This window comes from Burkholderia sp. Bp8963 (genome assembly GCF_003854275.1).
Lineage (GTDB): Bacteria > Pseudomonadota > Gammaproteobacteria > Burkholderiales > Burkholderiaceae > Burkholderia.
Map to the genome: position 1 here is coordinate 99,512 of NZ_QTQP01000009.1, position 26,611 is coordinate 126,122.

A 26,611-nucleotide genomic window follows, 5' to 3' on the forward strand; every position below is an offset into this window, starting at 1 on the left:
CGGCTGACTGCCTGGAGGTGAACCCGAACACGGGTCCATCTCCATCAAACAATATGCACTGCGAATAGTCTGGCCATCTTCCGGATGGACAGCCATTGATAACGAGCGGAGAAATCATGCAGCACACGCGGGGTGAAGGGGTTTCGCTGAAAACGCGCAGGACAGTGATATCGGTTGCGGTCGCAGCAGGCGTATTCCATGGAACGGCTTGGGCACAGGAAGGGAGCGACGGCGCTGCTGCCGCGGCGACGCCCGCGAGCAGTTCGGCGGTGCCGGCATCGCCTGCTCGGCAAGCGACGAACGGAGCGAAGGAGGGAGCGCCGGAGGGCGCGGTGAGAGTTCAGGATCGCGTGGTGATCACGGGTTCGCGCACGGAGACCCGTGCGAGCAAAAGCCTGACGCCGATCGACGTGGTCACGGGTGAGCAATTGCGAGCGACGGGGCAGGCCAACCTGCGCGATGCACTGGTGACACTGTCGCCGTCGATTACCAAGACCACGTATTCGGGCGATACCGGCGTGCTGACGGACACGCTGTCATTGCATGGCCTCACGCCTGACCATGTGCTGGTACTGGTGAACGGCAAGCGCCGCCATACGACCGCGAACATCACGCTCGATCCGGGGTTGAACCAGGGGGCGACGGGCGCGGACATCGACACCATCCCGGTTGGTCTGATCGACCATATCGAGGTGCTGCGTGACGGAGCTTCCGCGCAGTACGGCTCCGATGCAATCGCTGGCGTGATCAACATCATCCTGAAGCGCAACGCTCACGGTGGCGAACTCGACACGACCAACGGGCAGACCTACTCCGGCGACGGTTTCAAGACGAGCAATTCCGCAACGATCGGCCTGAATCTTGCCGACAACGGATTCATCGACCTGAGTGCCGGATTTGATCGGCAGAACCATACGATCCGGACCGGGCCGGACGATTATTTCGGCCGGTTCCCGCAGGGGCAAGGCTATTACAACCCTATCCTCGGTGATCCGGCGAGTTCGCGCGAGACGGTCGGCTTCAATGCCGGCTATTACCTCGGCGACGACGTGGAGCTTTATGGTTTCGGTACCTATGCGCACCGAAACGGCGAGGCGTACCAGAACTTTCGTCCGCCTTCGGTACTTCCTCGTGTGTACCCGAACGGGTTCGTGCCCGTGGAAACGATCAACGAGAACGATTACTCGATCTCGGCAGGGATCAAGGGAAAGAACCTGTTCGGCTGGGCGTGGGATCTGAGCACGACCTACGGCGGGGATTACGAAGTGTTCGGGATGCGCGATTCCGCCAATGCGGGACTGTATGCGGCAACAGGATATACGCCACGCAAGTTCCATCTGTCGACCGTCAGCAATACGCAGCTGACGAATAACCTCGATCTGTCGCGGGCATTCAATGTCCCGCTGTTGCCGGCACCGCTGAACGTCGCGGTAGGCGTCGAGCAACGTCGCGAAACCTATACGATCCGGGATGGCGACCAGTCTTCATGGATCGATGGCGGCTCGGCCGCATTGCCGGGGCTGGCGCCGGTGAGTGCGAGCGATGTCTCGCGCAATGTGGTCGGTACGTATATCGATCTGTCGACCTACCTGACGCCGAAATGGCAGGTGGATCTCGCCGGTCGTTACGAGCACTACAACGACGTCGGCGATACCACCAACGGCAAGGTCTCCACCCGTTATCAGTTCTCGCCGGCCATTGCTGTTCGCGGCAGCGTGAGTACAGGCTTTCGTGCACCGTCGCTGGCGGAGGAATCCTATACCAGCGTGACCACCTCGCCCGCATCGGTGGGCGGTATCCTGGCCACGACGTCACCGGGGGCGCGCCTGATCGGCGCCCAGGCACTGAAGCCCGAACAATCGACCAGCTACAACTTCGGGCTGGTGCTGAATCCCGTTCGCAACCTGCAGGTGACGATCGATGCCTACCAGATCAATATCCGCAACCGGATCGTTCTGGGTGGAACCGCATCCGGTGCCGGGGCGATCGCCGCGCTCCAGGGCGCGGGGCTGACGGTTCCGGGGACGGTGCCGGCGTCGGCGGTCAGTGCGAGCTACTTCACGAATGGCGCCGATACGCGGACCCGAGGGATCGACCTGGCGGCCACCTACCACACCAGTTTCGGTCGGTATGGTCAGGTGGACTGGGATCTCGGGGTGAACCTGAATACCACGTCGGTCACGCACGTGGCGAATGGATCGAACGGCAAGCCGTCGCTGAACGGTCAACAGATCGCGTCGCTGTCTACCACGACGCCGAAGAACAAGATCATCGTCGGCGGGACCTGGCGTCTCGACAAGTGGGCGGTCACGCTGCACGAAACGCGCTACGGAAAGACCTCGAATGAGGAGACCTTCATTGTCGGTCCAAACGCGTTCTCGACCTCACAGTTCATTCACTTCGAGAATGCCGCGCGGTATATCACGGATGTCGAAGTGCGTTATGACGTGACCAAGAAGTTCGAGATTGCGGCCGGTGCGCAGAACCTGTTCGATGTTCGTCCGAACAAGCTGCCGTATGAAGCGCAGCTGGAAGGCAGTCAGTATGACGGCGGCAGCACGATCGGTATCAATGGTGGATTTTATTATCTTCGGGCGCGCTATCTGTTCTGATTCGTCGCTCATATCCAAAGCAGAAATGACCGTAACGGATGCATCAGGTGTTCTCCATAATTGAAGACCTGTACCTGATTTTTGCTCCATTGGCATCCGTCGGCGGTTTTCTGAATCCGGTATGTCTGCCTACCTTCAAGGTTGAGTCTCATGTCTTATTCCCTTTCGATTCTCGATAAAAGCCCGATCGCAGAAGGGGCGACTGCGCACGACGCGCTGAGTTTCACGATCAGGCTGGCGAAGCGTGCCGAAGCACTTGGCTACAAGCGCTACTGGATTGCAGAACACCATGGTGCGCCGGGGCTTGCCAGTTCGGCACCGGAAATTCTCATCTCGCATCTGCTCGCCCATACATCGCGGATTCGCGTGGGTTCGGGCGGCGTGATGCTTCAGCACTACAGTCCGTTCAAGGTCGCCGAATCGTTCCGGGTGCTCGCTTCGCTCGCGCCGGGCAGGGTCGATCTCGGAGTGGGCAAGGCGCCCGGTGGCTTGCCGCTCACGACGCGAGCGCTGCAGTGGTTTCACGACAAGGCGAAGAAGCCGGACTTCGCCGGTCAACTCGCCGAGCTCGATGCGTTTCTCGGAGACGGGGTAGCCGACGATCATCCGCTCGCCGGCGCTGTAGCATTGCCCGCGCCACCGGAATCGCCGCAGCGCATCCTGCTGGGCGGCAGCCCGGAAAGCGCCGAACTGGCTGCGCAGCACGGCTGGCAATTCTGCTATGCAGGTCACTTCAACGGCGATATCGCCAACATCGAACGTTCGATCGACGTCTATCGCAACGCTACCGGGCATGTGCCGTTGCTGGCGCTCTTTGCGGTGGCGTCGCAATCGGCGGAAGACGCTAAACGCCAGGTCGGCGCGCTGCGCATCTTCAAGCTGAGACTCGGTAACGGTCAGAGCGTCAACCTGCAGAGCCCGGAGGCCGCGGCGGAGTTTGCCCGCCAGGTGGGTGTCACCGACTACCAGATCGATGAACTGCATCCGCAGGTGATCGCCGGGACGCCGGAAGATGTGCGCCGGGAACTCGATGCGCTGCATGAGCGCTTCGGGATCGACGAGTTCGTCATCGATAACCCTGTTGCGGATTACGCGTCGCGCCTCGCATCGATCGAAGCGCTGGCGGGTGTCGAGCAGACTGTTGGCGTGTAACGGCCATGCACGAAGGCAGCGTGATGAACGATATCTCCCCGATTGCCGGTCATGTGCGGTTCGTGCCGGAAGGCACACCGTCGGCCCCTGACCCTGTCCATTACCGGATCGTTGCCGCCCGATATCCGGCGAGGACGATTGGCACGATTCTCGCGATCGTACTGATCGTTGCCGTGCTCTATTCGGCGCTCGACAATCCGCACTGGGGCTGGAACGTCTTTGCGCAGTGGTTTTTCTCGGAGGCCGTACTGGCAGGGCTGGGGCAGACCTTGCTGCTGACGGCGCTGGGTGCGATTCTCGGATTCGCGCTGGCGATTCCACTCGCGCTGGCACGGCTTTCACGCTCGCCATTGCTGTCTGCGTGCTCGTGGGCCTACATCTGGTTGTTCCGGTCGATTCCGACGATCGTGCTGCTGCTGTTGCTGAACAATCTTGGCTATCTGTACGACACGGTCAGGCTCGGTATCCCGTTCACGGACATCGTGCTGTTGCGCGGCCCGACCACGGATCTGATCACGCCGTTCATGGCGGCGATCCTGGGGCTCACGCTGACCCAGGCCGCCTTTACAGCGGAGGCGATCCGCGGCGGGATTCTGTCGGTCGATCATGGGCAACGCGAGGCTGCGGCCGCGCTCGGGCTGCCGCGCGCCAGACAAACCTGGCGCATCGTGTTGCCGCAGGCGATGCGCGCGATCCTGCCTGCAGCGTTCAACGATGTGATCGGCCTGGCGAAGGGGACGGCGGTTGTCTATATCCTTGCGATGCCGGATCTCTTTTACACGGTTCAGATCATTTACCACCGCAATCTGGAAGTGATTCCGTTGCTGATGGTTGCAACGGTCTGGTATCTGATCATTCTGACCGTGTTGTCTGCAATCCAGGTGCATATCGAGCGCTACTATGCACGCGGCGCAACCCGTGACCATGTCGCCGTGTCGCCATTGTCAGCATTCCTGCGCAAAGGTCGCCGGGCGGGCGAGACACTGCTTCCCCGCGCGTCGGGTGTTCGTCTCGGAGTGTCAGGTGCAGAGGCAACGGGCTGGGCGCAGCAGCGGATCGGGGCGGCCGTCGGCATTCATCGCATATCGAAAAGCTTCGGGACGCTGAAGGTGCTCGATAACGTGTCGCTGTCCGTCCCGTCCGGAAGCGTGACCGTGATTCTGGGCCAGTCGGGTTCCGGCAAGTCGACCCTGCTGCGCACCGTCAATCATCTCGAACGGGTCGACGATGGCTTCATCGACATCGATGGTGAACTCGTCGGTTACCGCCGTGAAGGACGCACGCTCTACGAACTCAAGGAAAAGGATGTCCTGAAGCGTCGTGCAAAAGTCGGCATGGTGTTCCAGAGTTTCAACCTGTTTCCGCACCTGACCGTTCTCGAAAACATTATCGAGGCGCCGCTTGCCGCTGGTTTGCCACGTGCACAGGCCGAAGAGGAGGCACGCGCGTTGCTCGCCCGTGTTGGATTGGCGGGCAAGGCCGATGCGTGGCCCCGTCAACTGTCGGGCGGGCAGCAGCAACGCGTAGCGATTGCGCGCGCGCTTGCGCTCAAGCCCCAGGTGCTGCTGTTCGACGAGCCGACTTCCGCGCTCGATCCTGAACTCGTCAATGAAGTACTCGACGTGATTCGTCAGCTCGCGCGTTCCGGAACCACGCTGATCATCGTCACGCATGAGATCGGTTTTGCGCGGGAGGTGGCGGATACGGTCGTCTTTATGGATGGCGGACGCATCGTCGAGGCGGGGCCGCCGTCCGCCGTGCTCGCGGCACCTTCGCATCCGCGGACGCGCGAGTTCCTGTCCAAGGTGCTGTCATAGGCGGATCCTGATCGAACGAAGCGGAAAAAATGTAGCGGCGGCTCTCAAGCCAACCGAGATTCAGTCCTAAATTAATGAGGGGCGCGAAAGATGAGTAGCGTGAGTATTGATCATATTGCCTTCCTGACACCCGGAAACTATCCGGACGAGAGCGCAGCTGCGGGATTTGAGCGGACGCTCGAACTGTTCCGCACGGGCGAGGCACTCGGTTACGACAGTGCCTGGGTGCGGCAGCGCCATCTCGAGCGTGCGGTGTCGTCGGCAGCGACCTTTCTTGCCGCGGCAAGCCAGCGCACCACGCGGATCGGACTGGGTACGGCGGTGATCCAGATGGGGTACGAGAATCCGTTCCGGCTGGCTGAGGATCTCGCGACCGTGGACGTGCTCTCGAAGGGCCGGCTCAATGTCGGACTCAGTGCGGGTGCACCGAATCATGGCGAGCTGCTGGGCGAACGTTTTTTCGATACCGATCCGGATCTCGTCGACTTCTCGCATGCGCGTGTTGCCCGCCTGCGCCGCAATCTCGCCGGCGACTGGCTCGGTAACGAAGACACGTTCGTGGAGTCGGCCGCGGGCCGGGTCCGGCCGCGCGTGAGTCCCTATGCGCCCGGGCTGACTGGCCGGCTCTGGTATGGCGGCGGCTCACGCCGATCGATCGAGTGGGCGGGCCGTAACGGCTTCAACCTGCTGATCGGCAATCTGACGACGGGCGAGGGAACCGACAGCTATATCGAGGCCCAGTTGCGGCAACTGGATCTGTACCGCTCCCACTGGAATGAAGCCCAGGCGCCCCGTATCGCCCTGGGGCGTGTGATCGTACCGACCGATGGCGCCAGTTTCCAGGACCGCGAACGCTATCGGGCCTTTGCGGAAGGGCGTCATGCACGCACACTCGCGCCGCAGGGCGAACGACGCACGCTGTTCGCGCCGGATCTTGTCGGCACCTCGGATGAGATCGTGGAGCGATTGCTGGCCGATCCCGTTGTCGGGCAGGTGAGGGAACTGCGTCTCGAATTGCCTTACGACCTGCCGTTCGAGAATTATCAGCAGATTCTCGAGGATTTCATCACGCGTATCGCGCCGGCACTCGGCCGGCGTCCGGTCGATCAGCGGGAATCGGTTGCGGCCTGACAGACAGGAATGCGAAGTCAATTAACGAAACCAGGTCGAATGGAGCGGCAGAAGCCGGATCCAGTCCGATCCAACCTTTAATGAAATACGGTGGTGACCATGAGTCGTGATCTGTTGCTGTTGCTTGAACCCGGATTTACCGATCCCGCCCACCCGGGAGAGCGCTTCGTCTGCCCCCACGGTATCCCGATCGAAGGGCTGCTGGCGGCCGACCCGTTGCGGGCTGAACGGCTCGATGTGAAACGGGTGCCGTTTGCCCGGCCGAGACCGGACGTCATCGCCGCGCTCGACGACGCGCACCAGGGGTTGCCAGTGCTGGTGCTCGGGGACGAGCACCCGGTGCCCGACGACGCACAGGCGCTGGGCGACAAGCATTTCGTGACCGACACGAAACGCATCCTGGCCCTGCTGGCTGAGCGGCACGGATACCCCAAAGTGCATTAAGGCTATTCATTTCATTATCTTTTGGTGAAATTCGCGATGTCGTCACTGGATACATCTGCCACACACCTGGGCGAGAGACTGACCGGCTCTCGATCCCGACTCGCGGCAATGGGCCGCCCGCGCGAGTTCGGCAGGAAGCAGACCAACCCTGTACGTCGCTTTGGTGGTGTCGCCATTGCCGTCGTCCTGCATGTCATCCTGATATGGGCGCTCGTGAACGGCCTGGCGACGCGGGTCGTTCAGATCGTCCAGCAGCCGATCGAGACCCGCATCATCGTGCCGGTGAAGCCGCCACCACCGCCGCCTCCACCGCCGAAGCCGGTTGAAAGGATCGTGTCGAAGCCGCGCGTCGCACCGCCGCCGCCGCCGTTCGTCCCGCCGCCGGAAGTGCACGTACAGGCTCCTCCGCAAGCGACCATTACGCACCAGAGTGCGCCTGCACCCACTGCGCCCGTGCACGAGGCGCCACCTGCGCCGGCGCCCGTACCGGAAGCCAAGCCGGTGAACCACGAGATTGGTGTGGTCTGCCCGAATTCGGATGAGATCCGCTCGTCGATCGTTTATCCGCAGGAGGCGCAGGACAACAACATCACCGGCGATTTGACGATCGAGTTTACGGTGGATCCGGACGGCCACGTGACGAACGTGCGAGTCGCGAAGTCGGCTGATCCGGTGCTCGATCGTGCGGCGCTCAAGGCTGTCAAGCGCTTCCACTGCATCGCCCAGGGGCAGTCCGTGCGTGTGCAGGTACCGTTTTCCTTTAACCTGAACTGAGGCGGATCACGGGAAACCGTTTGATCTGGCCAGCCTCCGAATCGATAGTGACGTATATGGAGTCCTTATGAAAAAGCGTTTTCGCGCCGCACTCGCGGCAGGTTTGATGATCACTGCCGGTGCCGGGGGCACGCTGGCTGTATCGCAGGCCGCGTTTGCCCAGGCCGGGGCTGCATCCGCCCCGGTTCAGGTAGCGTCCGGCGCCGCGCCGGCCGTGACGACACCCGCTGCGGCAAGCGTGGCCGACCAGGCCGTGCCGCCGCCCGAGCCGGCATCGTCGGCGACCGTCGAGAATCCTTATGGTCTGGGCGCGCTGTGGGCAAACGGCGACTTCGTTGCCCGTTTCGTGCTTGCGTTGCTCGTGATCATGTCGCTCGGCAGCTGGTACATCATGGTGACCAAGTTTCTCGAGCAAGCCCGCGCGAACAGCCGCGCGAAGTCGGCCGACGAACAGGTCTGGAATGCACCGACGCTCGCCCTGGGCGCTGCCCAGCTCGATGAATCGTCGCCGTTCCGTTTCATCGCCGAGAATGCGATCGACGCAGGCGAGCACCACGACACGGCGCTGCTCGATTCGGTCGACCGCAATACCTGGATCGACCTGAACATCGAGCGCTCGATCACCAACGTCTCGAATCGCCTGCAGGACGGCCTCGCGTTCCTCGGCACGGTGGGGTCGACCGCGCCATTCGTCGGCCTGTTTGGTACGGTGTGGGGCATCTATCACGCGCTGACGGCCATCGGCATCGCCGGGCAGGCGTCGATCGACAAGGTCGCGGGTCCGGTCGGCGAGGCACTGATCATGACCGCGATCGGGCTGGCGGTGGCCGTGCCGGCCGTGCTGGGCTACAACTTCCTCGTGCGCCGGAACAAGGCCGTGATGGAGCGCGTGCGCAACTTCGGCGCAGAGCTGCACACGGTGTTGCTTGCGGGCGGAAAACGGGCGGCTGGCAGTGTCGCGGCGAAAGCAGTGCAGCCATCGCGGGCGCTTCATGCGCTCCAGCCGTAAGCGGAGTCGGTCATGGCAATCAGTGTTGGCAGTGACGACAACGACGAGGTCATCTCGGCAATCAACACGACGCCGCTCGTGGACGTGATGCTGGTGTTGCTGATCATCTTTCTGATCACGATCCCGGTGGTGACGCACACGATCCAGGTGCAGTTGCCGCATGAGCGGATACAGCCGCTGCAGACGCAGCCGAAAAGCATCGAGGTCGCGGTGAACCGGCAGGGCGACATTTTCTGGGGCACGGAACACGTGGATCTGCCGACGCTGGTGTCGCGGTTGAAGGAGACCTCGACGCAGACGCCGCAACCGGACGTGCATGTGCGCGGCGATCAGGCCACGCCCTATCAGTACATCGGCAAGGTCGTGACGGCGTGCGAGCGAGCGGGGATCGTCAAGGTTGCGTTCATCACGGAGCCGCCCGCTCGCGGGGGCTAGGAGTTCGAAAGATGGGTATGAATGTAGGTTCCGGGGGAAGCCGGGACGAGCCGGACGTGATGGTGGACATCAACACCACGCCGCTGATCGACGTGATGCTGGTGCTGCTGATCATGTTGATCATCACGATCCCGATCCAGATGCATTCGGTGAAGATGAACCTGCCGGTGGGGAACCCGCCGCCGCCGCCGCATCTGCCGCAGGTGGTGCAGATCGATATCGGCGCGGATGGCGCGATCAACTGGAACGGCACAGCGGTGGGCGGGGCAGCGGGGCTGCAGGCGAAGTTCCGCCAGGTGGCCGCCGAGGCCGACCAGGACGAGATCCGGCTGCGCCCGGACAAGGCCGCGCCTTACCGGGCGGTGGCCGAAGTTTTGGCTGCCGCCCAGCGCGAAGGCGCGACGAAGATCGGGTTGATCGGCAACGAGCAGTACATGCAGTGAGGACTCGCAAAATCCCATGACTCGATATCTTGCTTCATCCGAATACCGATGATGCGCTACGCGACCATCGCGATTCTGCGGTATGGATCGGGCGGGCTTATGCGCTGAATCTGTCTGCCTTGGAAAACGGGTCGATTCCTGCTCCCACTTGACTGGAGCGCCGTGGGCGAGCTGATTGACGACAGGACGGAATCGATATTCTTCAATTCAGGATAACGTAGGAATATTCAATCATGAGCGAAGCAAGTACGTTGCAACCGACGGAGCGTTCCAGGCAGATTCACCTCGGTGCGACGATCCACGGACCTGGTGGTCACTACGCCGGGTGGCGTCACCCGGACGCGGTCATCGACGCGAGCATCAACCCGGACTTCGTCAAGAGCGTCGCCCGTCAGGCCGAGGCGGGGAAATTCGATTTCGTGTTCGTCGCGGACGGCCTTCATATCAATGCGAAATCGATTCCGCACTTCCTGAACCGGTTCGAGCCGCTCACGCTGCTGTCCGCACTGTCGGCGCTCACTGAACGGGTGGGGCTGGTCGGCACGTTGTCGACGTCGTACAGCGAGCCGTTCACGGTTGCCCGGCAGTTTGCGAGCCTGGACCATCTGAGCCAGGGGCGCGCGGGCTGGAATGTGGTGACCTCGCCGCTCGAAGGATCCGCAAGGAATTTTTCGCGTACGGAGCACCCGGAACATGACGAGCGCTACCGGATCGCCGACGAATACCTCGAGGTCACGAAGGGCCTCTGGGATTCGTGGGAGGACGATGCGTTCGTACGCGATCGCGCGAGCGGGGTGTTCTTCGATCCGGCCAAACTCCATACCCTCAACCACAAGGGCAAGTATTTCTCGGTCGAGGGGCCGCTGAACGTCGGCCGCACGCCGCAGGGCCGCCCGATTCTGTTTCAGGCCGGCGCGTCCGACGCGGGCAAGCAGCTTGCGGCGAAGCAGGCGGATGCAGTCTTTACGCATCACGATACGCTGGCCCAGGCGCGCGAGTTCTATGCCGATCTCAAGCAGCATGTGATCGCGCAAGGGCGCCACCCTGACGACCTGAAGATCTTCCAGGGGATCGGCGTGATCCTGGGCAGTTCGGCCGACGAGGCCGAGCAGCGCTACTAGGAGAGTCTGAAGCTGATCACGATCGGGAGCGCGCTTGACCACCTCGGCCGGTTTTTCGAGCATCACGACTTCAGCCAGTACCCGCTTGACGAGCCGTTCCCGGATATTGGCGATCTCGGCAGCAACAGTTTCCGCAGCGGGACGGACGAAATCAAGCGCAATGCGCGAGAGCGCGGCCTGACCTTGCGCCAGGTGGCGCTCGAATCGGCCGCGCCGCGCCCGGGTTTCATCGGTACGCCCGAGCGTATTGCGGACGCGCTGCAGGAATGGTTCGAATCCCGCGCCGCGGACGGTTTCATCGTCGGGGGCGGGACGCCTACGGCATTCGCCGAGTTCGTCGAGCACGTGGTGCCGATCCTCCAGCAACGCGGCCTGTTCCGCACCGAGTATCGGGGAACGACATTGCGTGACCATCTCGATGTGCCATATCCGCACAATCGTCACGCGGCGGCGTAACGATGCGCGTGGTGCTGACCGTTGCCTGGACTCAGTCGGCCATCGCCTCACCCAGGCACACCGCGCGTGTCGGCGCCCAGTCGCGATTGAACTGGAGTGGTCCCCGCGGGAACAGGAGGACCACGGTTGAACCTAGCAGGAATCGCCCCATCTCGTCGCCCTGCTTCAGGTTGATGCTCCGGTCGCGGTAATCCCAGTGGCGCGCGCTGGGGCTGCGTGGCGGGTTGACTACGCCGTGCCACACGGTCGCTATGCTGCCGACGATGGTGGCGCCCACCAGCACTAGCGCGAACGGGCCGTGTGGCGAGTCGAAGTGGCACACTACGCGCTCGTTGCGCGCGAACAGCGCGTCGACGCCTCGCGCGGTGGCCGGGTTCACTGAGTACAACTCGCCTGGTACATAGCTCATTGACAGCAGGCGGCCGTCGCACGGCATGTGGATGCGGTGGTAGTCACGCGGGCTGAGATAGAGGGTGGCGAACAGGCCGTCATCGAACTGGCGTGCAAGTTCCTCATTGCCAGCCAGCAAGGCACTGCTGCTGAAGGATTTGCCCTTGGCCTGGAAGATCTGGTCGCACTCGATGCGACCGAACTGGCTGATCGCGCCGTCCACCGGACAAACGAGTCGCGCTGTCGCCAGAGGGCGCGCGCCGGGCCGCAACGCTCGGGTGAAAAAGTCGTTGAAGGTGGCATAGGCGCCTGGGTCACTCTGCACGGCTTCCGCCAGGTTGACGTTGTAGCGGGCGATGAAGCGACGTATCGCCCATCGCGTCAAGGCACCGGCGCGCTGGCGCGCGAGAAAGCCGAGCAGGCGTGTGATGAGGAGCTTTGGCAGCAGATGCTGCAATTGGACGAATAGGCGCTCGGACACAAGTGGTTTTCCCAGGTTCGGACAAAACCAAAAGTATCGCTCATTCGACAGGTCGCCAGCTTGAACGCCCTTAGGCAGCGGACAAGGTGATCGATGTAGTTCGTCGGACTCAAGCGGCGCGAGCCGGATTTTTGTCCCGCGCTTGCCGCCGTGAAATTGTCGTGCTAATTTTTCATGAAATTTATCGACGATAATTTCACGGGAGTCCGCATGTTCGTGCAGTCGGATCGCCACGTCGCAAGCTATTACGCCGGCACCCATCCGGTGCCGATCCCGCATCGTCCCGCGCTGGACGAGCGCGTCGACGTCGACGTGCTGGTCGTCGGCGCGGGCTTCAGCGGGCTGCATACGGCGCTGCGTCTCGCGCTGGCCGGCAAGCGGGTTGCGGTGCTCGAGGCGAGCCGCGTCGCGTGGGCGGCGTCGGGCCGCAATGGCGGGCAGGCGCTGCTCGGCTGGTCGTGCGACATGCCGCCGATCGAGGATTCGCTTGGCCGCGACGGCGCGCGCGCACTGTGGGACAGCATGCGCTGGGCGGCAGCCGAAGTGCGTGAACTGCCCGCGCGGCACGGCTTCGACATCGACTACCGGCCCGGCAGCCTGTGGGCGGCCGTGCGGCCGCGCCGCGTTGCGATGCTCGTGCAGGCGCGCGACGAGGCGGCCGAGCGCTGGGGCTACGAGCGGCTGCGCGTGATTCCGCACGCCGAGATGGGCGACTGGATCGGCAGCGCGCGCTATCTCGCCGCGCTCTACGATCCCGAGGCCGGCCATCTGAATCCGCTGAAACTCGCGCTCGGCGTCGCGCAGACGATCGAGCGCGCCGGCGGCCGGATCTTCGAGCAGAGCCGCGTGCTCGACTATCGCGAGACGCCCGGCGGCTACGTCGCGCGCACGGCCGGCGGCGAGGTGCGCGCGGACGTGCTGGTGCTCGCGTGCAACGCGTACGTCGACCGGCTCGATCCGCACCTCGCGCGCCGGCTGCTGCCGGTCGGCACCTACCAGGTCGCGACCGCGCCGCTCGATCCGGAGGTCGCGCGCGCGCTGCTGCCGCAGAACAGCTGCGTGATCGACAACCAGTTCGTGCCCGACTACTTCCGCGTGAGCCCCGACAACCGGCTGTTGTTCGGCGGCGGCTGCACGTATCTCGGCGGCATTCCGGCAGACATCGCGGCGGCGACGCGGCCGCCGCTCGAACGCGTGTTCCCGCAATTGCGCGGCGTGCCGCTCGACTATGCGTGGGGCGGGCACATCGACATCAGCATGCGCCGCACGCCGGACGTCGGCCGCCACGGGCAGCGCTACTGGCTGCAGGGGTTTTCGGGCCACGGCGTGCTGCCGACGCTCGCGGCCGCGCGCGCCGTCGCGGACGCGGTGCTTGGCGACGACCGGCTGCTGACGCTGTACCAGCGGATCCGCAACCCGCGCTTCCCGGGCGGCGACCGGCTCGCCGCGCCGCTGGAAGCGATCGGCAAGGCCTGGTACCGTTTGCGCGATACCGTCTGACACGCAACCCACCTCTGGACAGCACCATGAACGAACAGGAAGAGATCGAGAGCCTGGCGATCCTGATCCGCGATCTGCGCAAGCACCGCAAAGTCACGCTGAACGATCTGGCGGACAGGATCGGCCGCTCGGTCGGCTTCCTGTCGCAGGTGGAGCGCGGACTGTCGCGGCCGACCGTCGCGGACCTGACCGCGATCGGCGAGGCGCTCGGCGTGCCGACCACGTATTTCTACAGCCTGAGCAAGCCGCGCTCCGTGCCATGGGTCACGCGGCCCGACGAGCGGCGCACCGTGTACTACGCGGCGGGCATCACCGACATACTCGTGTCGCCGAGCATGCGCGCACGCTTCTCGATCCTCGAGAGCCATCTCGCGCCGGGCGCGAGCAGCGGCGATCGGCCCGTCGACGACAGCGACGAGCAGGGCGGCTTCGTGCTCGAGGGCGAGCTGACGATCTGGCTCGACGGCGACGACACGCCAGTGACGCTTGGCCCGAACGATGCATTCCAGCTCCCCGCGCACCGGCGGTTCCGCTATGCGAACCTGACGGAAGCGCCGACGAGGGTTATCTGGGTATTTACCTGAGGTTCCATTGCGGTTGACGCGCGGGCCGCGCCCGCGTCCGCTGCATGTTGTCTGCAGTACTGATCGACGGGATCGCATGACGGCGCAGGCCGTCCGTTCCGGTTCGCCGCAATGCGGCATCGTCACACTCGAAAAGAAGGATGAAACATGGCTGACGTCGTATCCGCGCTGGTCGATGAAGTCCGGGCATTTCGCCAGACGCACCCCGAGATCCGTTATGTCGACCTGATCTGCCTGGATCTGCCCGGTCATTTCTACGGCAAGCGCTATCCGATCGACGCGCTCGAGAAGGTCGCGTCCGGGTCGCTGCTGAAGCTGCCGCAGAACTGCGTGCTGCTCGGCACGCAAGGCGGCCTCTACAAGATCGGCGACTACTGTTTCAACGACGGCGATCCGGATGCGCCGCGCCGGCTGATTCCCGGCACGCTGAAGCCCGTGCGCTGGGAAAGCCAGCCGCTCGCGCAGATGCTGATCAGCTCCGACGGCACCGACGCGCCGATCGAGTTCGAGCCGCGCGAGGTGCTCGCGCGCGTGCTGCAGCGGCTCGCGCGGCGCGGGATCCGCCCGGTCGTCGCGTTCGAGCTCGAGTTCTACCTGTTCGGCGCGCAGCTCGACGGCGGCCTGCCGCAGTATCCGCGCGACCGCCTGAGCGACGACCGCGACGATCAGCCGAACATGCATATCGAGCGCCTGTCGCGGTTTTCCGACGTGCTGCACGAGATGGTCGAAGCCGCGTGCGAGCAGGGCGTCGATGCGACGGTGATCACCGCCGAACTCGGGCCCGGCCAGTTCGAGATCAACTTCGGCCACACCGACGACGGGCTGCGCGCGGCCGACTGGTCGGCGCTGTTCTGCCGCAGCACGCGCGGCGTCGCGCTCAGGCACGGCTATCGCGCGAGCTTCATGGGCAAGCCGTACCTGCATGCGCCGGGCAGCGGGATGCACGTGCACGTGAGCCTGTACGACGAAGCGGGGCGCAACCTGCTCGCGGCGGACGGGCAGCGCCCGCTGCGCCATGCGGTCGCGGGCTGCCTCGCGCTGCTGCCGCACTGCATGCCGGTGTTCGCGCCGAACCACAACGCGTTCCGGCGCTACGGGTCGATGGTGAACGCGGCGAGCCGCGCGAGCTGGGGCTTCGAGGATCGCGACGCGTGCATCCGGATTCCCGAATCGGATGCGCGCAACCTGCGGATCGAGCATCGTCTCGCGAGCGCGGACGCGAATCCGTATCTCGTGCTGGCCGCGATCCTGACGGGGATGGAATACGGACTCGATGCGGGCAAGGAACCGATCGCGCCGCTCAACGACGATCGCGGCAGCGGCATCAATTTCCCGAAGGACATGCTGTCGGCGGTCGCCGCGATGCAGGATCATCCGGCCGTGCGCGAAGGGCTCGGCAGCGAATTCGTGATGGTCTACTGCGAGAACAAGCGGCAGGAGCAGCTCGACTTCATGAACGAGATCGGGGCGCGGGAGTATCGGTGGTTTCTGTGAAGCGTCCGGCGCGTGGTTTATAGAGACTCGATACGCACCAGCAACTCAGGGAGTTCCTCAGGCGGCGTCAATTTGTTCAACAGGCACTCCACCGCCCTGGCCGCCTGGTCGCGATCATAGTGAGCCCCGGAACATTGGACCGCCAGGCCCTGAAGCAACAGCTGCAAAGCCAGGAGTTCAGGGTTGGTGTGATCGTGAGGCTCCATGCCATATATGCGCTTTGGCACGGTGGCGAGCAGCGGGTCGATGCCTTCGCTCAAGCGGGCATCGCTGCGCGCCGCCATCCAGATTTCGAACATTGCCAGAGGCGGGTGGCGCCGGCCGCGCCGCAGCACGGCGTGCAGCAACAAGTGAAACCGGACCGTGGCCGACATGGGTCCGAGCGCTTCCAGCCACGTCGCTTCGTAGTCGATCAGATACGCCACCACGGCGGGAAGCAAGTCGTAGCGCCCACCCGGAAAGTGATAACGCAGCGCGCCCCGGCTGATACCCGCCAGTTCACATACCCGAGCTTCTCCAAAGGCTGTGTAGCCTTGCTCGTTCAGCAGCGCAACGGCTGCCTTGATCAGCAGCTCCCTTGTGGACGTACTTCGCTCGGCTTGTGTTCGCATGGGCGTGATTGTACGTGAACTATGCACGCGCGGACCCAGCGCCACGGCGACCGCATCGCATGTCATAAATTAAACATACATGTTTGTTTAAATCTTGCCCGCGCAGGCTGGCTGTCTGCCACGTGCGTCGTCGGCGGCACGGCGATAGGCCGTGGCCGCGTGCGACCGTGGCCACGACGGCAGTCCCGGGCAGGGTTCGAGCGTCTTTTCGTAAGCGGGTTGAAGGCTGACGCCATCAGCGCGTTCTTGCTTTCGAAATGACGAGGCCGATGTCGCCCGGCAGGCCGCCCACTTGGCGGGCTCGACGTTGACGCGCCACACACCTTCAATCCGGATTTAATTTTGCACTGCTAATGAATAGAAATTCACCCGCTCTCCCGCGCAGAAATTTTCTTGCTACAGGCTCGGCGATGGCAGCCGCGTCGGTACTGAGCGCCTGCGGTGGGGACGACATTGCCGCGACCCCGGTTCCGGTCAGCGACGCCGAACTCCAGGCGCAAATGGTCGCAAAGTTGACCGCGCAACTCGGTGATGCCGCGACCGCCAACGCGATCGAACCCGCGATGATGGACGTCGGATTCACCTGGGATTACCCGCTCATTCCGGCGGCCCAGATCAACGCGATCGTCGCGTACAGCTTCGGCAACCGCCCGAACGCGGCAAGCGGAAACACGTCCAGCACGGGCGTCAATCAGGCAGCGTTGCCGGACCCCGGCCCCATCAATGAGGCACTGGCCGATGCTGTTTACAAGACCTATCGGCTGAAGCCTGTCCGGGTTTTTGCGCAGTGGGAGATCGCCCGCTTTCTGGTGTCGAAGTATCAGATGGGTTCCGGCGTGCTGACCTCGATCGAGCCGGAAATCGCAAGCGACGGCACCATTGTTTACCTGAGCACCGCTGGCGTGGCAGGCGCGGCACTTGCTCGGGCGGGCGGCGCGGCGGCAATGGGTAACGTGTCGGTGGTAGCACACCGCGACCATGTGAAGCGCTGCATCGAGATATCGCAGATGGTCGGCATGAAGGCCTTCGGCGCCAAGAAGGTCCCGCTCCCGACGCTCTACGATTCGCAGTCTGGCCAGCCCTGGACGCGCAACCGCAGCCTCTATCTCGTGCACGACATGTACTCGCAGATGATCATGAAATCGATGATTCTCACGAGCCAGGCCTATCCGCACGGCTGATGCAGCCTGCCCAAACCCACGCGACTCACCATCATGCAAACACGCCGCCATTTTCTGGCATCCGTACCCGCATTCGCAGCCCTGGGCGCCTTGAGTACGCCCGCTTTCGCCGATACCGTTCCTGCTTCGGATGCCGAGCTTCGACACCAGATGCTGGGCAAGCTGACCACGGAGCTGAACGACCCGTCGATCGCGAACACGGATACAGGCTATCTGTTCAACGTGTTCTTCTCGTGGACTCCGCCGTCCGTCGACGTCGGCCAGATCCGCGCGATCGTGGCTTACAGCTTCGGCAACGCAGCGTCATCTGCGGGTGCAGGCGCGATGCCGGCCCCAGGCCCCGTGAACGAACAGATTGCCGACACGGTTTTCCAGCTTCACCAAAAGACGTCCGCTCCGATTTATGCGCAGTGGGAAGTTGCCAGCGTGCTGGCGTCGAAATATCGATTGAGCGCTGCTGTCACTTCGGTAGCGCCGCCCGTCGTGGCCGCCAACGGCACGGTCACCGTGCCGACGCCGGATGTCGTTGCGGCCGCCATCGTCAAGCAGGCCGGCTCTGCTGCCGCGCTGGGCACCGTGGGCGTCGTGACCCATCGCGACCAGGCCTCGCTCGCGGTTCAGCTGTCGAACGCAGCCGGCATGAATTCGGCTGTGCCCGCGGGTCTGGCGTTGCCGTCGCTTTACGACGCCACGGCGCTGCAACCGGCCAACCGCCGGCGTGACCTCTACTTGCTGAGCAATCTGTCGGCCCAGTTGGCCGCGCTCCGCCTCACCCTCATCAATCAGCAGTATCCGAACGGGTAAGCCCCTTCGGGTCGTTCCATTCCACCATCAGGTTCGGGAGTTTTATGTCTCGTCGTTACTGGATGCGCGCGGCGTTTGTTGCGGCGCTGGGTTCACTTTTGGCGTTCATCGTCGCCGGGTGCGGTTCGTCGTCCGTGCAGGCGACCGGTCTGCAGCAGGTGCGCCATGTCTTTGTCATCACGCTCGAAAACGAAAACTACGCGACCACGTTTGGCGCGAACACTAAGGCGCCGTATCTGGCGAACACGCTCACGTCGCAAGGGGCGTTCGTGCAGCAGTATTACGGAACGGGCCACGTGAGCCTCGACAACTACATCGCGATGATCAGCGGGCAGTCGCCGACGAAGGAAACGGACAACGACTGCCCGACCTACTCGGATTTCAAGCTGAGCGGCATGACGCCCGACGGTCAGGCGATCGGCGCGGGCTGCGTGTATCCGGCGAGCGTGAAGACGCTGCCGGACCAGTTGAAGGCAGCCGGCTTCACGTGGAAGGGTTACGAGGAGGACATGGGCAACGATCCGTCGCGCGAGGCGGGAACCTGCGGCCACCCGACGCTGAACACGACCGATCTCACGCAGATCGCGCAGGCGCCGAGCGCCATGGTGCCGGCGGGGGATCAGTACGCGACGCGCCACAATCCGTTCATGTACTTCCATTCGATCATCGATTCGCCCGATTGCGGGAAGAACGTCGTCAATCTGAATAATCTGGCGAACGATCTGAAATCGATCGATACCACCGCGAATTTCAATCTGATCACGCCGAACCTGTGCAATGACGGTCACGACGCGCCGTGCGTGAACGGTCAGCCTGGTGGTCTGACGAGCGCCAATGCGTTCCTGCAGAAGTGGGTGCCGATGATTACCGCGTCGCCTGCGTTCCAGCAGGACGGCCTGCTGATCATCAACTTCGACGAAAGCAGTTATGCGACCGTTTCGCAGCCGTCACCCGGCGTCACGGATCTCACGTTCGCGGGCACGACCTGCTGCAGCCAGCAACCGGGGCCGAATCTCGCACCGTTCCCGCAAACGTCGTCGCTCACCTACAAGGGCATGACGATCAATCTGGCCAAGCAGAGTTACGGCGGCGATCAGACCGGAGCGGTGATGATCTCGAAGTTCATCAAGCCGGGCACGGTGTCGACGGTCGCGTACAACCATTATTCGCTGCTGAAGAGTGTCGAGGATATCTTTGGACTCGATCATCTCGGCTATGCGGGGCAGGCGGGCCTGCAGAGCTTCGGCTCGGATATCTTCACCAGTCTGTAGGCTGATCGACGATGACCCGCTTTACATTGCGGCGGACGGTTCGCGGCGCGCTCGCCGCGGCCGTCACGGTCTGGCTCGGCATCGCATCCGGCCAAGCGCAGACCGGCGCGGCCACCGAGAGCGACGCGGCCGCGCTCGGCAAGCTGATCTTTTTCGATCCGTCCTTGTCGGCGTCAGGCAAGATGTCGTGCGCAACGTGCCACAGCCCGTCGCATGCGTACGGGCCGCCGAACGGCCTCGCCGCGCAGCTGGGCGGTGCCGACCTGAAGCATCAGGGCACCCGCGCAGTGCCCAGCCTGCGCTACGTATTGAACAGGACACCGATCTGGTCGCATCCGGTGGCCGCGAGTCAGGCGGAGCGCTTGACGGACGCCGACAACGCACCGGCGGGCGGGTTCGGCTGGGACGGGCGCTTCAACCATTTGCAGGACCAGGCGTCGTTCCCGCTGCTCAATCCGAACGAAATGGCGAACAAGAGCCCCGAGGATGTGGTGGCCAAACTGCGGCGCGCGCCGTATGCCGCGCGTTTCCGGGCCGTGTTCGGCGTGCACGTGTTCGACGATCCGAAGCAGGCGTTCGCGCAGGCGATGGTCGCAATCGAGCGCTTCGAACTCGACGATCCGGGCTTTCATCCGTACTCGAGCAAATTCGACGCGTACCTCGACGGCAAGGCCACGCTGACCGCGCAGGAATTGCGCGGAAAACGGCTATTCGACGATCCCGCGCGCGGCAACTGCGCGTCGTGTCACATCGACCAGCCAGGGGCGAACGGTGCCCATCCACTGCTGACGGACTTCACGTTCGAGGCGCTGGGCGTGCCACGCAACCGCGAACTGCGCGTCAATGCGGATCCGGACTACTTCGACATGGGATTATGCGGCCCGCTCCGGACGGATCAGTCCACCGACAAGACCAATTGCGGACTCTTCAAGACGCCGTCGTTGCGCAATGTCGCGACGCGTCGGGTGTTCTTCCACAACGGGCGTTTCCATACGCTGAAGAGCGCGCTGCGGTTCTACGTGCAGCGCGATACGAACCCGGAGAAGTGGTATTCGTCCGATGCGCATCGGCATGTCGTCAAGTTCGACGATTTGTCCGCGAACCTGCGAAGCAACGTCGATACGACCGACGAGCCTCTGACACGCAAGCGTGGCGAGCGGCCGGTCTGGAGCGACGTGGACATTGCCGACGTAGCGGCGTTTCTTTCGACGCTCAGTGATGGCTATGCATCGGAGCATCCGGCAACTCGTGGCCGTTGAGTGCCTGCCGCACGGATGACGGGCTGTGCGCGAGGACGGATGCCGCCGCGCTTGCGTGCGATTACTGGCCCATCTTCGACGACACGCAACCCGTGCTCGAGCACTCGCGATCGCGCTCGCGCAGGAACGACAGGCGCGACTGCGTCATGTCGATCGCGCACTCGAGGTTTACGTAGTACCCGTCGTCGCGCGTATAGCTGCACTTGTCGTCGCGCTGCTTCAGCCACGCGAGCTGGCCCGTCTTCAGCGACGCCTGCTGGTCGCCGCTCAACTGCTTGCGCAGGCGGCCGTACTGGTCGTTCAGCTCGCGGTCGATCTGCGAGAACTGCGTGCTGCTGCAGTACACCTGGTCGAATGCGCTGCGCGGCTTCGCGCAGCCTGCCGCGTGCGCGGCGAAAGGAACGGCAAGCGCGAACAGTGCGCAGGATGCGGCGAGCAGATTCTTTTTCATTTGATGCTCCTGGCTGGGTAAAAACCGGTGATGCGGGTGCGCCGCGTCGTCATTCGGACGCGGTGCACGCTTCGATGCCGCCCGCGATCGCGGCGGACAGGCGCTGGATCGTCTCGGGCTGCGCGAGCCGCTTCTCTTCGTCGGGATTGACGATCACGCCGGCTTCGACGAGCACGGCCGGAATCGGCGCGGTGCGCAGCACGACGAGATCGTCGAAGCGGTGGATGCCGAGGTGCGCGTCGATCAGCGGACGGTTTTCTCCGCGGATTGGCTGCGCGTGATAGAGCGACGGCGTCTCGCCTGCCGCGATGAGCTTCGCGGCGATCGCCTTCGCGCAGCGCAGGCTCTGTTCGTAATGCGGATTGCGCTCCGACACGAACACCGCGAAACCATGGAATTCGCGCTGCCGGCCGGCGTCGATGAATTGCTGCTGCATCGAATCGTGATGGATCGACACGAACAGGTCGGCATCGGGCGCCTGCGTCGATCGCTGGTCGAGCTTGATCTCGCGGCCGTCCGCGGACGTGCGCAGCACGCGGTCGCCGTCGTCGGCGAGCCGTTTGGCGATCGCGCCCGACAGATCGAGGTTGTACAGGTATTCGACGCGGCCGCTCGCGCCGGTCGAGCCCGGGTGGGCCGGCGTGTGGCCGGTGTCGACCACGATGTACGGGGCATGCGCGCTTGCGACATGCGCGCTGGCGACGTGCGCGTTGCCGGCCGGCGCGGTGTCTGCTGCGCGCAGCGCGAGCGGTGCGCCGAGCAGCGCCGCGCAGGCGATTGCGCGCGCGGCGGCGCCTGCGAACGGGCGAAGGCGTTGGACGGTTCGGTTCATTCTTGTTGTCATTGGGTTGCGGCTGCGTTCGACAAATCGGCGCGGTGCCGTCGGCCTGCATCCAGCAGTCGGAATGTGCGGGCGATTATAGCGGCAGCCGGCGACCCCGCAATGACAAAAACGCACGCGTCGAATCGGGTGAAGGCGGCGTGTAAAAGACGCGGCGGCGCCGTTCAGGCGAGTACGTGCTGCGCGACGCACTTCGTCAGCCATCGTCAAGTGGCGCGTGCGCTCGATTGACGCATCTCGAAAATTCTTCTACGATCCATTCCATGCCTTCGGGACAGACCCGAAGCGTTTCTATCTCTTGAGGGAGCCTCATGAGTACGCAACACACCATGCGCTTCGACGCGCTTGTCTTCATTGGTCGTTTCCAGCCTCCGCATCGTGGTCACCTGAACGTGCTGAAGTTGGCACTGAGCCGGGCCGAGCGCGTCTGCGTGCTGATCGGGTCGACCGACAAGCCCCGCACCATCAAGGATCCGTTCTCGTTCGACGAGCGCCGCCAGATGCTGGCATCGCTGCTCGACGCGTCCGAGCGTGACCGCTTGACGATCGTGCCCGTGCAGGACTCGACGTACAACGACGGTGACTGGGTGCGCTGGGTGCAGGATGCCGTCGCGTCCGCGCTCGGCGACGTCCCGCAGAAGAAGATCGGACTGATCGGCCACGAGAAGGACGCTACGTCGTATTACCTGCGGATGTTCCCGCAATGGGAACTGGTCGAGGCCGATGCGACGGAAGACATCTCCGCCACCGAAATCCGCGACCAGTATTTCGCGGAACGCCCGAACAGCTTCGTGCAATGGGCGGTGCCCGAACCCGTGTTCGGCTGGCTCGAACGCTTCCGCACGCAGCCGGAATTCGCGCAGCTGAAGGCGGAGGCCGAGTTTATCGCCGCGTATCGCAAGGCGTGGGCCGCCGCGCCGTATCCGGTCACGTTCGTGACCGTCGATGCAGTCGTCGTGCACTCGGGCCATATCCTGCTCGTGCGCCGGCGCAGCGAACCGGGCCGCGGCCTGTGGGCGCTGCCGGGCGGCTTCGTGAACCAGGACGAACGGCTCGACACCGCGTGCATCCGCGAGCTGCGCGAGGAAACCGGCCTGAAGCTGCCGGAGCCCGTGCTGCGCGGCTCGATCAAGGATCGCCAGGTGTTCGATCATCCGACCCGCTCGCTGCGCGGCCGCACGATCACGCATGCGTGCCTGTTCAGTTTCCCGACCGGCGAACTGCCGCGCGTGAAAGGCAGCGACGACGCCGACAAGGCGCGCTGGGTGCCGCTCAACGAATTCGCGCAGATGCGCAGCATGATGTTCGAGGATCACTTCGACATCGCCTATCACTTCCTGGGGAAACTCTGATCCTCTGATTCCCCGCATTCCGCCGTCGCGACAGACGCGACGGTTGTCCAACGGCCTAGAGGAGCTCTAGCCATGCAAAACGATCTCGGCGGCTTTGCCGCGGTACTCGCCAACCCGATCCTTAACACGGATTCATACAAGGCATCCCACTTCCTGCAATATCCGGCCGACGCGACCGCGATGTTCTCGTACGTCGAATCGCGCGGCGGCCGCTACGACCGCACGGTGTTCTTCGGCCTGCAGATGCTGCTGAAGGAATATCTGTGCAAGCCGGTCACGCACGCGATGATCGACGACGCGCGCGACTTTTTCGCTGTGCACGGCGAGCCGTTCAACGAAGCGGGCTGGCGCTATATCGTGGAGCGCTACGACGGCTACCTGCCGGTGAAGATCCGCGCGGTGCCCGAAGGCTCGGTCGTGCCGACGCACAACGTGCTGATGACCGTCGAATGCGATGACCCGCAGGTGTTCTGGCTCGCGTCGTACCTGGAGACGATGCTGCTGCGCGTGTGGTATCCGGTGACGGTTGCGACGCAGAGCTGGCACCTGCGGCAAACGATCCGCCGCTTCCTCGAGAAGACCGACGACGATCTCGCGCAATTGCCGTTCAAGCTGCACGACTTCGGCGCGCGCGGCGTGTCGAGCGCGGAATCGGCGGCGATCGGCGGCGCGGCGCACCTCGTCAGCTTCATGGGTTCGGACACGGTGCTCGGCGTGCTCGCCGCGAACCGCTTCTATCGCGAGCCGATGGCCGCGTATTCGGTGCCGGCGGCCGAGCACAGCACGATCACGTCGTGGGGGCGCGACGGCGAAGCCGATGCGTACCGCAACATGTTGCGCCGCTTCGGCCTGCCGGGCGCGATCGTCTCGGTCGTATCGGATTCCTACGATCTGTTCGCGGCGCTCGACATGTGGGGCGGCGAGTTGAAGCAGGCCGTGATCGACTCCGGCGCGACGCTCGTCGTGCGGCCCGATTCCGGCGACCCGGTGACGATCGTGCTGCAGACCGTGCGTGCGCTCGACGCGTCGTTTGGCTCGACGCTGAACGGCAAGGGCCGGCGTGTACTGAAGCATGTGCGCGTGATCCAGGGCGATGGCGTCGACGCGACGTCGATCGAAGCGATCCTGTCCTCGCTCGACGACGCGGGCTACGCGGCCGGCAACGTCGTGTTCGGGATGGGGGGCGCGCTGCTGCAGCGGGTGAACCGCGACACGCAGCGCTTCGCGATGAAGTGCTCGGCCATCCGCCGCGCGGGCGTGTGGCACGACGTCTGCAAGGATCCCGTCACCGACGCAGGCAAGCGCTCGAAGAAGGGGCGCCTGACGCTGCTGCGCAACCGCCGCACCGGCGAATACCGGACCGCGACGCTGCCGGTGGCGTGGGACGACCGCGCGGTCGAAAGCGAATGGGACGACGCGCTCGAGACGGTGTTCGATACGGGGCGGCTGCGGGTCGACGTGTCGTTGGCCGAGGTGCGGGCACGGGCGCACGCGGGCGAGGTGTCATAAGCCCCGCGCCGGCGCACGCGCGTCGGCTGGCGCCGCCGTTGCGCGTTCGTCGCGCCGCGCGGCGTCCATCGCCCGCGCCAGTGCGTCGAACACCGCCGGACCCTTGCAACGCGACACGTTGAAACGCAGGAACGACGTCGCACTGTGCGATGCGCTGAACACGTTGCCCGGCGCGAACACGACATCTTCGTCCAGCGCGTGACGCGCGACCCGTGCGGCGTCGAGCCGGTCCGGCAATTCCGCCCATACGAACAGCCCGCCGCGCGGCTCCGTCCAGATCCCGAGCCCGGTGCGCGTCAGCCGCCGGATCGTCTCGCCCATCGCGTCCGCGAGCCGCGCGCGCAAGCCGTCCATGTGTCTGCGGTACGTCCCGTCGATCAGCAGGCGATGCACGACGTTCGCCGTGAGCTGCGCATTGCCGAACGACGTCGCGAGCTTAAGATCGACCAGCGGTTCGATCCACTCCGCACGTGCGGCGATGTAGCCGCAGCGCATCGCCGCCGACAGCGTCTTCGAGAAACTGCCGATCGACAGCACGCGCGCGAGCCCGTCGAACGCCGCGAGGCGCGGCGCGGGCGTGCTCTCGAAGTCCGCGAAGATGTCGTCCTCGACGATCAGCAGGCCGTGTTCCGCCGCGAGCGTCAGCAGCCGGTGCGCGACGGGCGGCGCGAGCGTCGCGCCGGTCGGGTTGTGCAGCGCCGCGTTGGTGATGTAGAGGCGCGGTCGATGCTCGATCAGCGTCCGCTCGAAGCGCGCGAGGTCGGGGCCGTTCGGCGTGTACGGGACGCTGACGATCCGCGCCCGGTGTGCGCGCAGCAGCGCCTGGAAATTGAAGTAGCACGGATCGTCGAGCACGACCGTGTCGCCGGGCTCCAGCAACAGGCGGCACACGAGATCGAGCGCGTGCGTGCCGCCGTCGGTCAGCACGATCTGCGCAGGATCCGCCTGCACGCCATGCTGCGCAAGCCGCCACGCGAGCTGCTGGCGCAGCGCGGGCAGGCCGAGCGGCGTCGCATAGTCGGTGAGCACGTCGGATTCGTCGCGCGACACGGCGCGCAGCGCGCGGCGCAGGCTGTCGTCGGGCAGCCACGACGACGGCAGCCAGCCGCAACCCGGCTTCGCGGCGGCCGCGCCGGTTTCGAGCGACTGGCGCGTCAGCCACAGCGGATCGAGTTCGCGGTCGAGGCGCGGCGCGAGATCCGCGAGCACGAGCGGCGGCGCATGCCCCGACACGTAGTAGCCCGACCCGGGCCGCGCGACGACCACGCCTTCGCTCGCGAGCCGTTCGTACGCGTCGACGACGGTCGATTTCGACACCTGCAGCGCGTCGGCCATCATCCGGATCGACGGCACCCGCGCGCCGGGCATCAGCGCGCGGCTCGCGATTCGCGCGCGCAGCGTGTCCATCACGGTTTCCACGCGCGTACGCGACAGCGTGGGCGGAACGAGGTTCTGATCGGTGTGGGTCATCGCGAGGGTCCTGAACTGT

23 protein-coding genes and 2 pseudogenes are annotated in these 26,611 nt (G+C 64.4%); 20 read left to right on the plus strand and 5 right to left on the minus strand.

Annotated elements, in window-relative coordinates; genetic code table 11:
• Positions 1-116 precede the first annotated feature (116 nt).
• The 11 genes and pseudogenes from DID96_RS10045 to DID96_RS10095 all read left to right on the plus strand — a co-directional run bounded on the left by DID96_RS10045 (position 117) and on the right by DID96_RS10095 (position 11,394).
• Positions 117-2,612, plus strand: a complete 2,496-nt coding sequence (locus DID96_RS10045; RefSeq protein WP_124599204.1) for a TonB-dependent siderophore receptor — start codon at positions 117-119, stop codon at positions 2,610-2,612.
• A 150-nt stretch (positions 2,613-2,762) separates the two neighbouring features.
• Positions 2,763-3,764 carry an LLM class flavin-dependent oxidoreductase gene (locus tag DID96_RS10050; RefSeq protein WP_124599205.1) on the plus strand — a complete coding sequence of 334 codons (1,002 nt, stop codon included), beginning with the start codon at positions 2,763-2,765 and terminating at the stop codon, positions 3,762-3,764.
• 23 nt (positions 3,765-3,787) lie between these two features.
• Complete coding sequence (locus tag DID96_RS39380) at positions 3,788-5,581, plus strand: amino acid ABC transporter permease/ATP-binding protein (protein WP_124599206.1); 1,794 nt, start codon at positions 3,788-3,790, stop codon at positions 5,579-5,581.
• Between the two features lie 90 nt (positions 5,582-5,671).
• Positions 5,672-6,712, plus strand: a complete 1,041-nt coding sequence (locus DID96_RS10060) for an LLM class flavin-dependent oxidoreductase (protein ID WP_124599207.1) — start codon at positions 5,672-5,674, stop codon at positions 6,710-6,712.
• Positions 6,713-6,811: 99 nt separating this feature from the next.
• A complete protein-coding gene (locus tag DID96_RS10065) occupies positions 6,812-7,156 on the plus strand; it encodes a DUF3088 domain-containing protein (RefSeq protein ID WP_124599208.1) in 345 nt (114 codons plus the stop codon).
• A gap of 36 nt (positions 7,157-7,192) precedes the next feature.
• Complete coding sequence (locus DID96_RS10070) at positions 7,193-7,930, plus strand: energy transducer TonB (protein ID WP_124599209.1); 738 nt, start codon at positions 7,193-7,195, stop codon at positions 7,928-7,930.
• A 67-nt stretch (positions 7,931-7,997) separates the two neighbouring features.
• Positions 7,998-8,939, plus strand: a complete 942-nt coding sequence (locus DID96_RS10075) for a MotA/TolQ/ExbB proton channel family protein (RefSeq protein ID WP_124599210.1) — start codon at positions 7,998-8,000, stop codon at positions 8,937-8,939.
• Positions 8,940-8,951: 12 nt separating this feature from the next.
• Positions 8,952-9,374: a biopolymer transporter ExbD gene (locus DID96_RS10080; protein WP_124599211.1), complete on the plus strand. Its 423-nt coding sequence runs from the start codon at positions 8,952-8,954 to the stop codon at positions 9,372-9,374.
• An 11-nt stretch (positions 9,375-9,385) separates the two neighbouring features.
• A complete protein-coding gene (locus DID96_RS10085) occupies positions 9,386-9,817 on the plus strand; it encodes a biopolymer transporter ExbD (protein ID WP_124599212.1) in 432 nt (143 codons plus the stop codon).
• Positions 9,818-9,837: 20 nt separating this feature from the next.
• Positions 9,838-9,969: pseudogene (locus tag DID96_RS10090) on the plus strand (DOPA 4,5-dioxygenase family protein); the annotation flags it as partial.
• 81 nt (positions 9,970-10,050) lie between these two features.
• Positions 10,051-11,394, plus strand: a pseudogene (locus DID96_RS10095) (LLM class flavin-dependent oxidoreductase).
• A gap of 31 nt (positions 11,395-11,425) precedes the next feature.
• Here DID96_RS10095 and asd read toward each other — a convergent pair.
• Positions 11,426-12,265 carry an archaetidylserine decarboxylase gene (gene asd, locus DID96_RS10100; RefSeq protein WP_124599295.1) on the minus strand — a complete coding sequence of 280 codons (840 nt, stop codon included), beginning with the start codon at positions 12,263-12,265 and terminating at the stop codon, positions 11,426-11,428.
• Positions 12,266-12,475: 210 nt separating this feature from the next.
• Here asd and DID96_RS10105 point away from each other — a divergent pair, with 210 nt between their 5' ends.
• The 3 genes from DID96_RS10105 (at position 12,476) to DID96_RS10115 (ending at position 15,843) form a co-directional block, all read left to right on the plus strand.
• Entirely contained in the window at positions 12,476-13,765 is a 1,290-nt protein-coding gene (locus DID96_RS10105; RefSeq protein WP_124599213.1) for an FAD-binding oxidoreductase, read from the plus strand.
• 26 nt (positions 13,766-13,791) lie between these two features.
• A complete protein-coding gene (locus DID96_RS10110; RefSeq protein WP_124599214.1) occupies positions 13,792-14,349 on the plus strand; it encodes a helix-turn-helix domain-containing protein in 558 nt (185 codons plus the stop codon).
• Positions 14,350-14,496: 147 nt separating this feature from the next.
• Complete coding sequence (locus tag DID96_RS10115; RefSeq protein WP_124599215.1) at positions 14,497-15,843, plus strand: glutamine synthetase family protein; 1,347 nt, start codon at positions 14,497-14,499, stop codon at positions 15,841-15,843.
• Positions 15,844-15,860: 17 nt separating this feature from the next.
• On the opposite strand, the gene DID96_RS10120 is transcribed toward DID96_RS10115, so the two are convergent.
• A complete protein-coding gene (locus tag DID96_RS10120; protein WP_124599216.1) occupies positions 15,861-16,454 on the minus strand; it encodes a TetR/AcrR family transcriptional regulator in 594 nt (197 codons plus the stop codon).
• Positions 16,455-16,807: 353 nt separating this feature from the next.
• Here DID96_RS10120 and DID96_RS10125 point away from each other — a divergent pair, with 353 nt between their 5' ends.
• The 4 genes from DID96_RS10125 to DID96_RS10140 are packed head-to-tail and all read left to right on the plus strand — an operon-like array spanning position 16,808 to position 20,969.
• Positions 16,808-17,635, plus strand: a complete 828-nt coding sequence (locus tag DID96_RS10125) for a hypothetical protein (RefSeq protein WP_124599217.1) — start codon at positions 16,808-16,810, stop codon at positions 17,633-17,635.
• Between the two features lie 33 nt (positions 17,636-17,668).
• A complete protein-coding gene (locus tag DID96_RS10130) occupies positions 17,669-18,439 on the plus strand; it encodes a Tat pathway signal protein (RefSeq protein ID WP_124599218.1) in 771 nt (256 codons plus the stop codon).
• A gap of 44 nt (positions 18,440-18,483) precedes the next feature.
• Positions 18,484-19,710: an alkaline phosphatase family protein gene (locus DID96_RS10135; RefSeq protein ID WP_124599219.1), complete on the plus strand. Its 1,227-nt coding sequence runs from the start codon at positions 18,484-18,486 to the stop codon at positions 19,708-19,710.
• A gap of 11 nt (positions 19,711-19,721) precedes the next feature.
• The gene (locus tag DID96_RS10140) at positions 19,722-20,969 is read left to right on the plus strand and encodes a cytochrome-c peroxidase (RefSeq protein ID WP_124599220.1); all 1,248 of its coding nucleotides are present in this window, start codon (positions 19,722-19,724) and stop codon (positions 20,967-20,969) included.
• Positions 20,970-21,030: 61 nt separating this feature from the next.
• Here the strand turns inward: DID96_RS10140 and DID96_RS10145 are convergent, their stop codons facing one another.
• Both DID96_RS10145 and DID96_RS10150 read right to left on the minus strand, forming a co-directional pair.
• Positions 21,031-21,420, minus strand: coding sequence for a lysozyme inhibitor LprI family protein (locus DID96_RS10145; RefSeq protein ID WP_124599221.1), 390 nt, complete (start codon positions 21,418-21,420; stop codon positions 21,031-21,033).
• 49 nt (positions 21,421-21,469) lie between these two features.
• Positions 21,470-22,252, minus strand: a complete 783-nt coding sequence (locus DID96_RS10150; RefSeq protein ID WP_124599222.1) for an N-acetylmuramoyl-L-alanine amidase — start codon at positions 22,250-22,252, stop codon at positions 21,470-21,472.
• 320 nt (positions 22,253-22,572) lie between these two features.
• On the opposite strand from DID96_RS10150, the gene DID96_RS10155 reads away from it, so the two are divergent.
• Both DID96_RS10155 and DID96_RS10160 read left to right on the plus strand, forming a co-directional pair.
• The gene (locus tag DID96_RS10155) at positions 22,573-23,613 is read left to right on the plus strand and encodes a bifunctional nicotinamide-nucleotide adenylyltransferase/Nudix hydroxylase (RefSeq protein ID WP_124599223.1); all 1,041 of its coding nucleotides are present in this window, start codon (positions 22,573-22,575) and stop codon (positions 23,611-23,613) included.
• Positions 23,614-23,685: 72 nt separating this feature from the next.
• Positions 23,686-25,122 (plus strand): nicotinate phosphoribosyltransferase, encoded by a 1,437-nt coding sequence (locus DID96_RS10160; RefSeq protein ID WP_124599224.1) that lies wholly within the window; start codon positions 23,686-23,688, stop codon positions 25,120-25,122.
• On the opposite strand, the gene DID96_RS10165 is transcribed toward DID96_RS10160, so the two are convergent.
• The gene (locus DID96_RS10165) at positions 25,117-26,592 is read right to left on the minus strand and encodes a PLP-dependent aminotransferase family protein (protein WP_124599225.1); all 1,476 of its coding nucleotides are present in this window, start codon (positions 26,590-26,592) and stop codon (positions 25,117-25,119) included. The genes DID96_RS10160 and DID96_RS10165 overlap by 6 nt on opposite strands.
• Positions 26,593-26,611 lie beyond the last annotated feature (19 nt).

Coding starts and splice junctions, on each gene's coding strand:
- DID96_RS10045 (WP_124599204.1), top strand. CDS start 117: ATGCAGCACACGCGGGGTGAAGGGGTTTCGCTGAAAACGCGCAGGACA.
- DID96_RS10050 (WP_124599205.1), top strand. CDS start 2,763: ATGTCTTATTCCCTTTCGATTCTCGATAAAAGCCCGATCGCAGAAGGG.
- DID96_RS39380 (WP_124599206.1), top strand. CDS start 3,788: ATGAACGATATCTCCCCGATTGCCGGTCATGTGCGGTTCGTGCCGGAA.
- DID96_RS10060 (WP_124599207.1), top strand. CDS start 5,672: ATGAGTAGCGTGAGTATTGATCATATTGCCTTCCTGACACCCGGAAAC.
- DID96_RS10065 (WP_124599208.1), top strand. CDS start 6,812: ATGAGTCGTGATCTGTTGCTGTTGCTTGAACCCGGATTTACCGATCCC.
- DID96_RS10070 (WP_124599209.1), top strand. CDS start 7,193: ATGTCGTCACTGGATACATCTGCCACACACCTGGGCGAGAGACTGACC.
- DID96_RS10075 (WP_124599210.1), top strand. CDS start 7,998: ATGAAAAAGCGTTTTCGCGCCGCACTCGCGGCAGGTTTGATGATCACT.
- DID96_RS10080 (WP_124599211.1), top strand. CDS start 8,952: ATGGCAATCAGTGTTGGCAGTGACGACAACGACGAGGTCATCTCGGCA.
- DID96_RS10085 (WP_124599212.1), top strand. CDS start 9,386: ATGGGTATGAATGTAGGTTCCGGGGGAAGCCGGGACGAGCCGGACGTG.
- DID96_RS10105 (WP_124599213.1), top strand. CDS start 12,476: ATGTTCGTGCAGTCGGATCGCCACGTCGCAAGCTATTACGCCGGCACC.
- DID96_RS10110 (WP_124599214.1), top strand. CDS start 13,792: ATGAACGAACAGGAAGAGATCGAGAGCCTGGCGATCCTGATCCGCGAT.
- DID96_RS10115 (WP_124599215.1), top strand. CDS start 14,497: ATGGCTGACGTCGTATCCGCGCTGGTCGATGAAGTCCGGGCATTTCGC.
- DID96_RS10120 (WP_124599216.1), bottom strand. CDS start 16,454: ATGCGAACACAAGCCGAGCGAAGTACGTCCACAAGGGAGCTGCTGATC.
- DID96_RS10125 (WP_124599217.1), top strand. CDS start 16,808: ATGAATAGAAATTCACCCGCTCTCCCGCGCAGAAATTTTCTTGCTACA.
- DID96_RS10130 (WP_124599218.1), top strand. CDS start 17,669: ATGCAAACACGCCGCCATTTTCTGGCATCCGTACCCGCATTCGCAGCC.
- DID96_RS10135 (WP_124599219.1), top strand. CDS start 18,484: ATGTCTCGTCGTTACTGGATGCGCGCGGCGTTTGTTGCGGCGCTGGGT.
- DID96_RS10140 (WP_124599220.1), top strand. CDS start 19,722: ATGACCCGCTTTACATTGCGGCGGACGGTTCGCGGCGCGCTCGCCGCG.
- DID96_RS10145 (WP_124599221.1), bottom strand. CDS start 21,420: ATGAAAAAGAATCTGCTCGCCGCATCCTGCGCACTGTTCGCGCTTGCC.
- DID96_RS10150 (WP_124599222.1), bottom strand. CDS start 22,252: ATGAACCGAACCGTCCAACGCCTTCGCCCGTTCGCAGGCGCCGCCGCG.
- DID96_RS10155 (WP_124599223.1), top strand. CDS start 22,573: ATGAGTACGCAACACACCATGCGCTTCGACGCGCTTGTCTTCATTGGT.
- DID96_RS10160 (WP_124599224.1), top strand. CDS start 23,686: ATGCAAAACGATCTCGGCGGCTTTGCCGCGGTACTCGCCAACCCGATC.
- DID96_RS10165 (WP_124599225.1), bottom strand. CDS start 26,592: ATGACCCACACCGATCAGAACCTCGTTCCGCCCACGCTGTCGCGTACG.